The sequence below is a fragment of the Chryseobacterium sp. T20 genome (assembly GCF_047345655.1).
Taxonomy (GTDB): Bacteria; Bacteroidota; Bacteroidia; order Flavobacteriales; family Weeksellaceae; genus Chryseobacterium.
The window spans coordinates 363,984-376,415 of the sequence record NZ_JBLFDU010000004.1; the positions used below are offsets into that span (position 1 = coordinate 363,984).

Annotated in this window: 16 protein-coding genes; 10 read left to right on the forward strand and 6 right to left on the reverse strand. The window is 35.5% G+C overall.

Annotated features, from left to right (window positions below):
* Positions 1-9: 9 nt before the first annotated feature.
* The 5 genes from ACMA47_RS12885 to ACMA47_RS12905 all read left to right on the forward strand — a co-directional run bounded on the left by ACMA47_RS12885 (position 10) and on the right by ACMA47_RS12905 (position 2,952).
* A complete protein-coding gene (locus ACMA47_RS12885) occupies positions 10-459 on the forward strand; it encodes a hypothetical protein (protein ID WP_413930081.1) in 450 nt (149 codons plus the stop codon).
* The gene (locus ACMA47_RS12890; protein ID WP_413930082.1) at positions 459-956 is read left to right on the forward strand and encodes a metallophosphoesterase family protein; all 498 of its coding nucleotides are present in this window, start codon (positions 459-461) and stop codon (positions 954-956) included. The genes ACMA47_RS12885 and ACMA47_RS12890 overlap by 1 nt, the downstream gene beginning before the upstream one ends.
* A 110-nt stretch (positions 957-1,066) precedes the next feature.
* The gene (locus ACMA47_RS12895; RefSeq protein WP_114820933.1) at positions 1,067-1,561 is read left to right on the forward strand and encodes a Smr/MutS family protein; all 495 of its coding nucleotides are present in this window, start codon (positions 1,067-1,069) and stop codon (positions 1,559-1,561) included.
* 18 nt (positions 1,562-1,579) lie between these two features.
* On the forward strand, positions 1,580-2,296 hold the full coding sequence (locus tag ACMA47_RS12900) for a DUF3822 family protein (RefSeq protein ID WP_413930083.1): 717 nt from the start codon (positions 1,580-1,582) through the stop codon (positions 2,294-2,296).
* Between the two features lie 83 nt (positions 2,297-2,379).
* Entirely contained in the window at positions 2,380-2,952 is a 573-nt protein-coding gene (locus ACMA47_RS12905) for an RsmD family RNA methyltransferase (protein WP_062675611.1), read from the forward strand.
* Here the strand turns inward: ACMA47_RS12905 and ACMA47_RS12910 are convergent.
* Positions 2,949-3,296 carry a winged helix-turn-helix transcriptional regulator gene (locus ACMA47_RS12910; protein ID WP_034693356.1) on the reverse strand — a complete coding sequence of 116 codons (348 nt, stop codon included), beginning with the start codon at positions 3,294-3,296 and terminating at the stop codon, positions 2,949-2,951. The genes ACMA47_RS12905 and ACMA47_RS12910 overlap by 4 nt on opposite strands.
* A gap of 84 nt (positions 3,297-3,380) precedes the next feature.
* On the opposite strand from ACMA47_RS12910, the gene ACMA47_RS12915 reads away from it, so the two are divergent.
* Positions 3,381-3,980 (forward strand): nitroreductase family protein, encoded by a 600-nt coding sequence (locus ACMA47_RS12915; RefSeq protein WP_413930084.1) that lies wholly within the window; start codon positions 3,381-3,383, stop codon positions 3,978-3,980.
* Positions 3,981-4,239: 259 nt separating this feature from the next.
* Here ACMA47_RS12915 and murI read toward each other — a convergent pair whose 3' ends face one another.
* The 5 genes from murI to ACMA47_RS12940 all read right to left on the reverse strand — a co-directional run bounded on the left by murI (position 4,240) and on the right by ACMA47_RS12940 (position 9,550).
* Positions 4,240-5,070 carry a glutamate racemase gene (gene murI, locus ACMA47_RS12920; RefSeq protein ID WP_413930085.1) on the reverse strand — a complete coding sequence of 277 codons (831 nt, stop codon included), beginning with the start codon at positions 5,068-5,070 and terminating at the stop codon, positions 4,240-4,242.
* Between the two features lie 60 nt (positions 5,071-5,130).
* Positions 5,131-6,255, reverse strand: coding sequence for a radical SAM family heme chaperone HemW (gene hemW / locus ACMA47_RS12925; RefSeq protein ID WP_413930086.1), 1,125 nt, complete (start codon positions 6,253-6,255; stop codon positions 5,131-5,133).
* A 51-nt stretch (positions 6,256-6,306) separates the two neighbouring features.
* On the reverse strand, positions 6,307-7,257 hold the full coding sequence (locus ACMA47_RS12930) for a PorP/SprF family type IX secretion system membrane protein (RefSeq protein WP_105684369.1): 951 nt from the start codon (positions 7,255-7,257) through the stop codon (positions 6,307-6,309).
* A gap of 51 nt (positions 7,258-7,308) precedes the next feature.
* Entirely contained in the window at positions 7,309-8,382 is a 1,074-nt protein-coding gene (locus ACMA47_RS12935) for an RluA family pseudouridine synthase (protein ID WP_413930087.1), read from the reverse strand.
* Between the two features lie 73 nt (positions 8,383-8,455).
* Entirely contained in the window at positions 8,456-9,550 is a 1,095-nt protein-coding gene (locus tag ACMA47_RS12940) for a PASTA domain-containing protein (RefSeq protein ID WP_413930088.1), read from the reverse strand.
* Positions 9,551-9,706: 156 nt separating this feature from the next.
* On the opposite strand from ACMA47_RS12940, the gene ACMA47_RS12945 reads away from it, so the two are divergent.
* From ACMA47_RS12945 to ACMA47_RS12960, 4 genes are all read left to right on the forward strand, one after another.
* Positions 9,707-10,690, forward strand: a complete 984-nt coding sequence (locus tag ACMA47_RS12945) for a D-alanine--D-alanine ligase (protein ID WP_413930089.1) — start codon at positions 9,707-9,709, stop codon at positions 10,688-10,690.
* Positions 10,691-10,694: 4 nt separating this feature from the next.
* Positions 10,695-11,147, forward strand: a complete 453-nt coding sequence (locus ACMA47_RS12950; RefSeq protein ID WP_413930090.1) for a hypothetical protein — start codon at positions 10,695-10,697, stop codon at positions 11,145-11,147.
* A gap of 3 nt (positions 11,148-11,150) precedes the next feature.
* The gene (gene coaD / locus ACMA47_RS12955; protein WP_047098871.1) at positions 11,151-11,615 is read left to right on the forward strand and encodes a pantetheine-phosphate adenylyltransferase; all 465 of its coding nucleotides are present in this window, start codon (positions 11,151-11,153) and stop codon (positions 11,613-11,615) included.
* 105 nt (positions 11,616-11,720) lie between these two features.
* Complete coding sequence (locus tag ACMA47_RS12960) at positions 11,721-12,356, forward strand: trimeric intracellular cation channel family protein (protein ID WP_047428487.1); 636 nt, start codon at positions 11,721-11,723, stop codon at positions 12,354-12,356.
* Positions 12,357-12,432: the final 76 nt, after the last annotated feature.

The window sequence follows — 12,432 nt, forward strand, 5'->3', positions numbered from 1 at the left end:
AAAATTAAAATGGCAGTAAACAAAATATTGGCTTTCTTCTTATTGATGATAAGCTGTAATTTATATTTTTCTCAGGATGTAACTATCAAAGATGATAAAGTTTTACTGGATGGGAAGCAGATCCTGAAGGCTGAAAAAATCAATGTGGCACAATATTCTTTTTTCTCTATGAAAAATGATGATGAAGTTCTTCTTTACCGATATATGGATAATGAAACGCCAAGCTATGTAAGTGATGATTATTTTATCCTGAATTTTCTGACAGAGAAAGTAAAGGTAGAATCTACTGATATCGGTAAAATTGCCAATTTTATGAATTCTAAAAAAGGAATGGAAAAGCTGGTGAAATGGTTATTGAAAGAAAGAGTAATCAATCAGGAAGGAGAACTTAATCCTGATCGTGTAGCCATTTTCAAAGATAAATACAACGAAAATATTACTGAAAGAACCCTTAGATAATGACAAAAGTTCTTCTTCTCTCCGACTCTCATTCTTATATTGATGACAGAATTCTGGAATATGCTTCTCAGGCTGATGAAGTATGGCATTGTGGAGATTTCGGAAGTCTGGATGTGATTGAACAGCTGGAAAAAATAAAACCATTGAAGGGTGTTTACGGAAACATTGATGATGCTAAAATTCAGGCTGAGTTTCCGGAAGTGAACCGTTTTTTTTGTGAAAAACTGGAAGTTCTCATGATTCATATCGGAGGTTATCCGGGAAAATATACTCCACTTACGAAAAAAGAAATTGCAGAAAAAGCTCCGAAATTATTTATTTCAGGTCATTCCCATATTTTAAAAGCGATGTATGATGAGAAAAACAGCCTTCTTCATCTGAATCCTGGAGCTTGTGGTAAACAGGGCTGGCATAAAGTAAGAACTATAATGCGCTTTGTGGTAGACGGTGAGGAAATCAAAGATCTGGAGGTCATTGAACTGGGACTAAGAGCTTAATGAGTGAGAGGGTTTGAGTGTTGGAGAGTTTGAGCGTAAAGGAGTTTGTTTTCTATACCTTTTACTTTCTACCTTTGCAGAAATATTGGATTCAGACAGTTTTTTAAATTATGAAGATCGGCGATAAGGTTTCGGTAGTAGATGAAGATTTAAGCGGAGTAATTACTTCCGTGAAAGGAAATATTGTCGTTTTTAAAGATGAATATGGTTTTACTCATCAATACCCAAAAGAAAAACTGGTTCCTAAAGATGCTGATCTTTATGAAAATATCAGAGTCGTAAGAAAAGCGGAACCTAAAAAAATCATTTCTAAAAAACATCAGAAAAATCATTTGGTTTTAGACCTGCATTTTCATAATTTGGTAAAGAATCCCAATGATTATGACAGTTTTGAAAGATTGTTTATTCAAAAGGAAAAACTGATTGAAGTGATTGAGTTTTGCCGAAAGAACAACCTGAAGAGACTGGAAATTGTTCACGGCATTGGTGACGGGACTTTACAGAGGATGGTTCGGGATGTATTGGAAAGCCAGGTCAATATTGATTTTTATAATAAGGAAATACTTCACCATCAATCGGGTGCGGTAATGGTAGAATTTCACTAAATTTGCAGGAATTGAAATATGAACGTACTTAATTTACTTTTTACCAAAGACGGATTGATCTGCCAGATTGTTAAAAACAAAAACATTCTGGAGGAAAAGTCTTATTTCGTTACTGAAGAGACACCGGCCAATCTTATTGACCAAAAGCTGGATGAAGTTCTTATAAAGCAGCGCTATGACGAAATCCACGTGATTTCAGCATTGAATCATTTTACCCTGATGCCGGAAGGTTTTTCCGAGCATGATGCAGGATTTGACTTGATTGCTTTCAACGCTCCTACCGACAGAGAGAAGGAAGAGCTGATGCTTTCTATCAACAAAAAATTCAATATTCAGTTTTATTATACTTTCCCGAAAAACTACTATAAGAAAATAAAAGAGCTGGCCATACCGGTTCATTTTAATTTCTCCGGGGAAAAGTTTCTAAGTTCAATCAATAATAAAACGAGTAAGGAAATTCACATCAATCTGTATCACAATCAATGTGAGTTTTTTGCGATTGATAATAAAAAAATCATTCTTTATAATAATCTTGATGTCAATTCTGAAGTAGATTTCCTTTACTTCATTATGTTTACATTGAGCAAAATCGGTTTCGGAATCAATGAAACCAGCTTTTATGCTTATGGAGAAACTACGGAAAATGAAACGTTTATTTCCGAACTTCAGAAATTTGTTAAAAACCTGAAAATTGTTTTTGACAATATTCCCAACAAGAATTTTATACTTAACTAGGTTGCAGGCCGCAGGTAATAGGGATCAGAACCCAAACATATTACCCAGCACCTAAAATCTATTATCCAAACCCTAACAAAAATATGTTCAGAATAATATCAGGCAAATGGAAAGCCAAAAAAATTGCAGCTCCTAAAAACTTTGAAGTAAGACCTACCACCGATTTTGCGAAAGAGGCTTTATTCAGCATTCTGGAAAACAAATACGATATGCAGTCGATTTCTGTGCTTGATCTTTTTGCAGGAATTGGCTCTATCACCTTTGAATTTGCTTCCAGAGGATGTCAGAATGTAACGTCTGTGGAATTGAATCCAAAGCATACCGCATTTATAAACACCACGGCATCTGAGCTTGACATGGCCCTTCAGATCAATGTACAGAGAGGAGATGTTTTTGACTGGCTAAAAAAATTCAGAAATAAAAAATCTTTCGAGATTGTCTTCTCTGATGCTCCTTTTGAAATGGAAGAGAAAAAATACCACGAGTTGATTTCTCTTGTTTTAAACAATAAATACCTGAAGGAAAACGGAGTTCTTATTGTGGAGCACCAAAGTCGTATGAAACTCGACCATCCCAATTTAATAGATACCCGAAAATACGGAAACGTAAGTTTCAGTTTTTTTGAGCCCAATAAAGAAGATAATCAGGAACTTTAATTCCTGATTATTTTTTTTGATATTACGGGAGATTCTTCTCCCCATTTTGTTATCGCTTCTAACACGGGTAAAAGGGTCTTTCCAAAGTCTGTCAATTCGTATTCTACCACTAAAGGAGGTTTTTCCGTAAAAACTTTTCTGTCCACAATTCCGTCTTCTTCCAATTGTTTTAGCTGTAAACTCAACGTTCTTTCCGTAATGGTAGGAATGGATTTTCTTATCTCGTTATAACGCTTAGCTCCACCAATAAGATGGTGTAAAATTACTGCTTTCCACTTCCCTCCTATAAATTTCATTGTCACACTGGTACAGCAGGGATACGATTTATTATCTATTGTATACATTTTTATACTATCATTTTTTACCGTTATTGCAAAGTTAAGAAACTTAAATTACTTTTGTAACTATAAAAATGATAGTATAAAATTATGAACTTTTTAGACCAAATGAAAAACAGGTATACTGTAAAAAAGTATAACCCACAGGGAAAAATCAGTGAAGAACAAATTGCAACGCTTCAGGAGATTTTAAATTTAAGTCCTTCCTCCATTAACAGCCAGCCATGGAATTTTATTTTCGTGAATGATCCGGAACTGAAAAAGCAATTGGGTGACAAATCTTATTTTAATAAAGAAAAAGTACTCGATAGTAGTCATGTAATTATTTTTCAAGTGATCAAAAACATAGAAAACTTTGAAAAGCAAATTGAAGAAAACCTTCCTGAAGGTGCTGTTAATTATTACCGAACTATGGTAAAACCCAAAGGAGAAGATGCTATAAAATCATGGCTTGGCCATCAGGTATATTTATCATTAGGAGTTCTTTTATCTGCTTGTGCAGCAATGGGAATAGATTCTACCCCAATGGAAGGAATTGAACCTGAAGGATATGATGCAGTTCTGAATAATGAAAAATATGAAACTTTATTTGCTGTAGCCATCGGGGAAAGAGATGAAACAGATGCAAACCAGCCTAAATTTAATCCTAAGAAAAGACTGGATGCTGAAAAAGTAATTGTGGAGGCGTAAATTTAAACACAAATTCACGATCTCTTTCACAACAAACACGAATGAAATTGAACATTATTTCCCCACAGAGAACACAGATTTTTAGTCACCTTTTAATTTTAAAAGCATTATTATCCGTGGAATTTGTGAAATCTGTGGGAACTAAATAAAGCATATAACCTTATCGAAAATAAATTTTTGTGCTTTAAAAACTTGATTTCGTAATGACAAAATTTAATAAATAAAAAAGTCTGCTTCAATAGAGAGGCAGACTTTTTATTTATAGTACTTTCAATTCTAAGTCGATAGTTTTTCCGAAGAACTTCTTTGAGATTTTCTCAAAATTTTTGGTAATATCCGAAAGATAGAAATGATAATTCGGTTTTGAATTGTGTTCATTTAAAAGGTTATACTTATCCAGAATAATCTTCAGATGATTGGCTACAATATTCGGAGAGTCTATTACACGCACTCTGTTTCCGTAGTACTGCTTGATTTCATCAATTAAAAGAGGATAATGAGTACAGCCAAGAATCAACGTTTCGATGTTCTTTAATTTATTATTACTTAAATAATTATAAATAATAGCATGAGTAATCGGATGATTTTTAAACCCTTCTTCAATGGCAGGAACCAATAATGGGGTTGCCAATTCGTCTACTTTGATCCATTTATTATGTTTTCGGATGCTCTTTTTATAAAGCCCTGAATTAACAGTTGCTTTGGTAGCAATTACTCCTACATTATTATGGATTTCGTAAGAAACTTTTTCGGCAACAGGATTAATGACATCTATGACAGGAACTTTTCCTGCAACCGACTGCATAACCTCATTCAAAGCATTTGCCGTTGCTGTATTACAGGCAATAACAATCGCTTTACAATTCTGCTCCAACAGAAAATTGGTAATCTTTGTAGAGTATTCAATAATAGCATCTTTGGATTTTTCTCCGTATGGAAGATGCTTTGTATCTCCAAAATAGATCAGATCTTCGTTAGGAAGAAGTCTTTTGATTTCTTTGGCAACGGTAAGACCTCCTACCCCGCTGTCGAAAATTCCGATAGGCTGGCTTGGTGAAAGATGTGAATAATCTTGTTTTTTCGTTTTCAAATGAGTTGAAATTTTATACAAAAATAGTGAATTTTATGGCATACTGTATACATCCGGCTATTATACAATAAACAAATCCGAAGCAATTCCGTCTGCCATAAACCAATGTTTTTCAGGAATTTTTAAATGGTCGTTCTCAATGATTAAAATACCTTCCTCTATTTTGGACTTGCTCTCTCTCTGAAAATGCTCCAGCATTCTCTCTGAAAATTTACTTTTTAAACTTTCCAGATCAACACCCCAAATGGTACGTAAACCAATCATAATCATTTCATTAAACTGATCTTCCTGGGAAAGAATTTCTTCCTCTTTGGCAAGAAGTTTATCATTCAGTTTTTTGATGTACTGCTGATTATTGGCTACGTTCCAGCTTCGGACATCAAATCCGTTATAGGAATGTGCTGATGGTCCTATTCCAAGATATTCATTGTATTTCCAGTAAGCAGAATTGTGTCGTGAGTAGAAACCAGGTTTTGCAAAATTAGACACTTCATAATGTTCAAAACCATTATCTTTTAAAAAGTCGGACAGATAATAGAATTCTTTGTTTTGCTCTTCTTCTTTGGGACTTTTTATTTTCCCTTTTGAAATCCAGTTTTCCAACGCTGTTTTGGGCTCAACAGTCAATGCATAAGATGAAATATGAGGAACTTCTAAAGCAATTGTCTTATTCAGGTTTTCTTTCCAGATTTCAAGATTGGAAGTGGGCGAACCGTAGATCAGGTCAATACTCAGGTTTTCAAAACCGAAGTCCTGCGCCCGTTTGATGGAACTTTCTGCTTCAGAAGCACTGTGAGCTCTGTTCATCAGTTTCAGATCTTCTTCAAAAAAACTTTGGGTACCAATGGACAGTCTGTTCACCGATGTTCCCGCCAGCTGTTTTAAAAAATTTTTATCCAGATCATCGGGATTGGCCTCCAGAGTGACTTCTATATCTTTTTCAAAACTGAAATATTTCAGAACATCATCTATTAAAGAATTGATCTCATCCACCGAGAGAATAGAAGGAGTTCCGCCTCCAAAATACAGGGATTTCAGATTTTTATTCTGTAACTCATCTTTTCTCAATAGTATTTCAGTTTTCATGGCGCAAAGCATTTCATCCTTAAAATTCAGGGATGTTGAAAAATGAAAGTTACAATAACTGCATTTTTGTTTACAGAACGGAATGTGAATATATATCATAAAAAAAGCTCTGAAAAATTTCAGAGCTCAAATTTATTTAAATTAAATTAATTAGTATCTAAATCCTCTAGCATTAATGAAGTTGTCGAAGTTATACCCCAGACCAATCATGAAGCTGTTTCCTCCATAGCTCTGGATGTCAGACAATCCAAGGTTATAAGTAGCTCCGATCATGAATTTGTTGAATCTTACTTTTACAATTGGAGAGATACTCAGGTTCTGATTGTCAAATCTGTTCTGAACCGTTCTGTAGCTTACCCCGAAAGAGAATGCGTTGATATCATTAGAGAATGTCGCCATCAAGTTCCAGTCGATCATTCTTGTTGAGTTCGTGTTAAGGTTGATCAATGCTGAAGGTGCTAATGTAATGTTGTCAGCAATGTTCCAGTTGTATCCTAAGTTTAAGAAGAATTTAATTGGAGAAGGTTCGTAGTTGTTTACGATAGAAGCATCATTACTTAATGCGATATCATTCACGGAAACACCCCCGAATAAACCTCTATAGGTAGCAGCTAAACCGAAGTTGGCATACACCATAAAGATGTTACTTTCTTCACCTCTTAATAATGGGTCACCTCCTTCTTCAGTATTGATTTTTGAATAATCAAAATTCATGTTATAGAAGTTAACACTTGTACCGAAAGAGAATTGGTCTTTTCTGTCTCCTTCACTACTTAGCGGAATAAAATATGAAGCACCAGCCGTGATACCACCCGCAGAGATCGGTCCGTTACTATCTCTGAACACGGAAATACCAGCACCTACTCTATCAAAGATATTCGCATTCATCCCGATTGACTGAACATTGGGAGAATTACTGAATTTTGAAAATTGTTGTTGATAATTGGCGTTGAGCTGTACGTAATCTGTTTTTCCGTATTGAGCTGGGTTGAACAGGAACTCACCATCCAAAAGATATTGCTGATAGTATGGTAGTGATTCTTGTGCTTTGTATGCATTTGACAAAAGAGCTAAACATACGATAGCATATAGTTTTCTCATAACAAATCTTGATTTCAATTCAACAAATATAAAAAAAATCTCAATATATTTTTAGTTTTCCAAATAATTTCTCCATTTTTTTACAGCATCCGCCATATCTTTGGGCATTGGGCTCTCAAAATATAATTCCTTTTTTGTTGTTGGGTGTATAAATCCAAGGGTATGTGCATGAAGGGCATGTCTTGGCAAAATTTCAAAAACATTTTTAATAAATTGCTTGTATTTTGGAAGATTTACCCCTCTTAAAGGCGTATGTCCTTCATATCTTTCATCATTAAACAAAGTATGCCCGATATGTCTGAAATGCGCCCTGATCTGATGCGTTCTTCCCGTTTCAAGCTTACATTCCACCCAGGTCATATATTTGAATCTTTCCAGCACTTTATAATGGGTCACTGCGTGTTTCCCCTGGCTGCCATCTTCATAAACAGACATCTGCATTCTGTTTTTAGGATGTCTTCCGATATGACCTCTGATTGTACCCTCTTCATCCTGCATATTTCCCCACACAAAAGCCCAATACAGCCTTTTCGTAGTTCGGTTAAAGAATTGTTTTGCCAGGAAGCTTAATGCATATTCATTCTTGGCAATCACCAATAGTCCGGAGGTATCTTTATCAATTCTGTGAACAAGCCCTACTCTGTCAAGATCAGATTTCTCACCGTTCTTTTCAAAATGGAAAGCCAGTGCATTCACCAATGTTCCGTCCCAGTTTCCAAATCCTGGGTGTACCACCATTCCTGCTTCCTTATCCACTACTACAAGATCATCATCTTCATAAATGATATTCACAGGAATATCCTGCGGAATAATAACATTCTCTCTTGGAGGATGGGTAAGCAGTACAGAGATCTGATCTCCCGGTTTTACACGGTAATTCTGTTTCACTGCTATTCCGTTTACTATAACATTTCCGGCTCTGCAGGTCTGTGAAATTTTATTCCTTGAAGAATTCTGTCTGTATATTAAAAGGAACTTATCAATTCTTAACGGTTCCTGCTTGCTGTCAACAGTGATATTAAGATGTTCATACAAACCTTTATTTTCCTCGTCAATATCGATGTTTTCGATACTGTTGGAATCTAATAATTCTTCATCTAAAAAATCGTCGTTATCTTCTGACATTGTTTTATATTTTTTACACAAAAGGCTTCAACATTTTATAGTTGAAGCCTGTATTTTTGATATTAATCTGATCTTATTCTACGACAACCTTCTTAGCTTTTGGCTTTTGAGCAGGCTGTTGTGTTGTTGCTGCTGCAGGTTTGGTTGTACTTCCAGCTGTATGAGTACCGTTTCCTGCAGATGTTTTAGGTTTTTCAACAGTTGCAGCAGCTGGTTTAGCTGCTGTAGTCTGAGTTTTAGGAGTCTCTGTCTTCGGAACTTCCGGCTTTGGAGTTTCTCTTTTTGGAGCAGGAGCTGGTACTACCGGAGCATCATAGCTTGGCTCGCTATGCACTTCTTCATATCGTACCGGAGGAAGTGAAGTATCCACTTTCATACGATAGATAGAATTCAGCTGATCAACTTTTGCTCTTAATTCTGCCGGAGTTTTCTTACTTGCCCAAAGGTCAATCTGCATTCCCTGGTCACGAACATCTCCGGAAGCAGGATCCTGATAATAGATAATATCGGATTCATCTTTACTTCCATCTTCATGCTCTACCAATCCTACTTCAAACATACTCTTGGCAATTACAACTCTTGCTTCTTTTACCGTAAGTCCTACAACATTAGGAATAGAAATATTTCTCATGGGTCCCGATCCTACCACAACATCAATTGTAGAGAATCTTGGTAAACGGGTACCTGGGTTCACTGCATTTCCTTTATATAATATTCTTAAAAGGGCATCTTTCTGAATACTAGGCTCATAAATTGTATCACCGATTTTAAGACCTACCTGATCCAATCTCTGGAATGCTAGCCCTGAATATTTATTGATCACATTCGGAACCGCAATAGGAGCCCATGTTCTCGGATTTACTTTAAGCGTTACGGTTCTTCCGTCTTTTACACGGGAACCTGGCGCAGGATATACCTGCAATACCTGGAATGGTCTGTATTTCGGGTCGTAATTGGCACTGTCTACTTCATATTCCAGTCCTGTATCATCTAATATTTTTACGGCATCATGCACCGATTTATTTACAATATTGGGAACAGGAATTTCCTGACCGTGGTTAGTATGGTATTCCAACCAGCGAAATGTAAGCCATACAAGCCCTACGAAAACACCGATGGCTACTACTAAATTCAGTAAAACTTTCCAATTGAAAAGTGATTTAAGCATACTTAAAAATACTTTAATTATAACCGCAAATATAGCTAATAATTTTAGAATGGACTTTTTATTTAACACATTTCATTTTTGATTTTAAAATTTGAGGATTTCCCATATTGCATTGCATAAAATGATTAAATTTGCCTTAATTGATACTATATGGTTATGAATAAAAAAAGTGTTGCCGTAGTGATGGGAGGCTATTCTGATGAATACGTCGTTTCTTTAAAAAGCGGACAATTGATTTATGATTCTTTAGACAGAAATCTCTATGACGTATATAAAGTAGTAGTCCTTAAAGATGAATGGTATTTTTTAGGTGAAAATGATAAAAAATATGCCATCAACAGAGGAGATTTTTCTGTGACTTTAGATAATGGGGAAACTTTAAAATTTGATGCTTGTTTCAATATCATCCACGGAACTCCGGGAGAAAATGGAATTCTTCAGGCATACTGGGATGCCATTGGCCAAAAATATACAGGATGTGATTTTTACCAGAGTGCTCTTACTTTCAATAAAAAAGATACTCTTGCCGTATTATCAAAATACGGAATTCCGTCTGCTAAAAGTATTTATTTAAGAAAAGGGGAAGACATCAATGTGGATGAAATTGTATCAGAACTTAATCTTCCATTATTTGTAAAACCTAACCAATCCGGATCTTCGCTGGGAATTTCCAAAGTAAAAGAAAAGTCTGAACTGATTGCTGCTACTGAAATTGCCTTCAAAGAAGATAATGAAATCCTGATTGAAAGTTTCCTGGACGGTATGGAAGTTTCTGTGGGAGTTATTGATTTTAAAGGAGAAACTATTGTTCTAGGAATTACAGAAATTGTTCCTACCAATGAGTTCTTTGATTATGAAGCAAAATATGAAGGAGCTTCTGAAGAAATTACCCCTGCAAGAATTGACAAAGAAACCACTAAAAGAGTGGAGGAAATCGCCAAAAGAGCTTACAATTCATTAGGCATGAGTGGTTTTTCAAGAAGTGAATTTATTTTGATGGACGGGATTCCTTATATGCTTGAAATGAATACCAACCCAGGATTCTCTCCTGCAAGTATTCTCCCACAGCAGGCAAGACATTATGGAATCTCCATTATGGATCTTTGTGGAAATGAAGTAGAAAAAGCACTTAATAAGTAATCTAATGATGAAGCTTCTTACTATTTCATTATTTGTTTCTTCTTTAGCATTGGCACAGAACTACAAAACTCTTGAATTACAACTGCCTAAGAATTCGCTTGAACCCAAAAGCGTCAAATTTGGTGGTGATGCTGTTTACCTTGATGATCAGAAGTGTTTCAATTACATTAAAAAACATGATGTTATCATTGATAATGAAACAGTTCCCAATTATTTCGAAATCAGCTCTCCTGACAACAAAATCTTGTTTTCAGGAATTATAAAGAAAAATGAAAATGGAGTTTTTGAAAGTAAGATTAAGTTTCATCCCATTGACAAAGTTTACAAAAATTCAAAAATTATAGGAAGAAATGATTTGATTCTAAATCTATCTTCCAATCAGGTTCTAAATAACAACTGCAGCCTCAATCTTGAAAATCTAAGGCTGTTTTACGAAAAATCAAACGAAAACAACTAGAATATGAAAATTGCTGTTTTCCCAGGATCATTTGATCCTATTACCTTGGGACATTACGACATTATAGAAAGAGCGGCTCCGCTATTTGATAAATTAATTATTGCAATCGGACAGAATTCTCAAAAGAAATATATGTTCCCTCTTGAAAAAAGAATGGAATTCATTCAAAATTCAGTGGCAGAATTCCCCAATGTGGAAGTAGATTCATTCGAAGGCCTAACGGTAGATTACTGTTTTGAAAAAAATGCTCAGTACATTATCCGAGGATTGAGAAACCCGGCAGATTTTGAATTCGAAAAAGCAATTGCCCATACCAACAGAACGTTAGCCCACAAAAAACTGGAAACCGTATTTTTACTGACTTCCTCAGGAAAATCATTCATCAGTAGCAGCATTGTAAGGGAAATTATCACTCACGGCGGCGAATATGAACTGATGGTTCCGGACTCTGTGAGAGTGGAAAGATAAACTAAACAATATTTGATAAGCGATAAATGATAATTGATACAATGGCCAAGAATTTGCTTAAGCAAAAAAAATCATTCATCAATTATCATTTATCATTCATAATATATGCACGAACAGTTCAATTTTGCGATAGAAGTCCTTGGGACGATTGCCTTTTCCATGTCCGGAAGTTTTGCAGCGATGCAGAAACGGCTTGATCCGTTCGGAGTGCTTATTATTGCATTTGTAACTTCTGTAGGAGGAGGAACTGTGAGAGATCTGTTGCTGGATATCCCTGTATTCTGGATGCATGATATTCTGATGTGTACGCTGATTCTGGTGACCAGTATTTTTTCCATGATATTCAAATCTCTTGAAAAGAATTTTAAAGTCACTTTATTTATCTTCGACAGCTTCGGGCTTGGATTATTTACCATTATCGGAGTTCAGAAAGGATTAAATGCAGGTATTCATCCTATGATCTGTATTGCATTGGGAACTATTACAGGCTGTTTCGGAGGGATTATCCGGGATATATTACTCAATAGAATTCCATTAATTTTCAGAAAGGAAATTTATGCCACAGCATGTATCGTAGGCGGAGCGGTTTTTCTGTTGATGACCAAATATTCTGTACTATCTTATACTTTTGTACAGATTCTTACCATTCTACTTATTGTTGCCATACGGACGCTTGCCGTAAAATACCACTGGCAGATGCCCAAGTTTTATGGCTATGACCATAATAATTCGGAAATGTAATTTAAAAGTCATTACTGCCCGATAAAAAGTTTAAATAATTGCTAACAGTAGATTCCAACGGGATCAAATCCAGTTC

Excerpts from the sequence above, each read along its gene's own strand:
- ACMA47_RS12885 (WP_413930081.1), top strand. The coding sequence starts at position 10 with ATGGCAGTAAACAAAATATTGGCTTTCTTCTTATTGATGATAAGCTGT.
- ACMA47_RS12890 (WP_413930082.1), top strand. The coding sequence starts at position 459 with ATGACAAAAGTTCTTCTTCTCTCCGACTCTCATTCTTATATTGATGAC.
- ACMA47_RS12895 (WP_114820933.1), top strand. The coding sequence starts at position 1,067 with ATGAAGATCGGCGATAAGGTTTCGGTAGTAGATGAAGATTTAAGCGGA.
- ACMA47_RS12900 (WP_413930083.1), top strand. The coding sequence starts at position 1,580 with ATGAACGTACTTAATTTACTTTTTACCAAAGACGGATTGATCTGCCAG.
- ACMA47_RS12905 (WP_062675611.1), top strand. The coding sequence starts at position 2,380 with ATGTTCAGAATAATATCAGGCAAATGGAAAGCCAAAAAAATTGCAGCT.
- ACMA47_RS12910 (WP_034693356.1), bottom strand. The coding sequence starts at position 3,296 with ATGTATACAATAGATAATAAATCGTATCCCTGCTGTACCAGTGTGACA.
- ACMA47_RS12915 (WP_413930084.1), top strand. The coding sequence starts at position 3,381 with ATGAACTTTTTAGACCAAATGAAAAACAGGTATACTGTAAAAAAGTAT.
- hemW (WP_413930086.1), bottom strand. The coding sequence starts at position 6,255 with ATGATATATATTCACATTCCGTTCTGTAAACAAAAATGCAGTTATTGT.
- ACMA47_RS12930 (WP_105684369.1), bottom strand. The coding sequence starts at position 7,257 with ATGAGAAAACTATATGCTATCGTATGTTTAGCTCTTTTGTCAAATGCA.
- ACMA47_RS12935 (WP_413930087.1), bottom strand. The coding sequence starts at position 8,382 with ATGTCAGAAGATAACGACGATTTTTTAGATGAAGAATTATTAGATTCC.
- ACMA47_RS12940 (WP_413930088.1), bottom strand. The coding sequence starts at position 9,550 with ATGCTTAAATCACTTTTCAATTGGAAAGTTTTACTGAATTTAGTAGTA.
- ACMA47_RS12945 (WP_413930089.1), top strand. The coding sequence starts at position 9,707 with ATGAATAAAAAAAGTGTTGCCGTAGTGATGGGAGGCTATTCTGATGAA.
- ACMA47_RS12950 (WP_413930090.1), top strand. The coding sequence starts at position 10,695 with ATGATGAAGCTTCTTACTATTTCATTATTTGTTTCTTCTTTAGCATTG.
- coaD (WP_047098871.1), top strand. The coding sequence starts at position 11,151 with ATGAAAATTGCTGTTTTCCCAGGATCATTTGATCCTATTACCTTGGGA.
- ACMA47_RS12960 (WP_047428487.1), top strand. The coding sequence starts at position 11,721 with ATGCACGAACAGTTCAATTTTGCGATAGAAGTCCTTGGGACGATTGCC.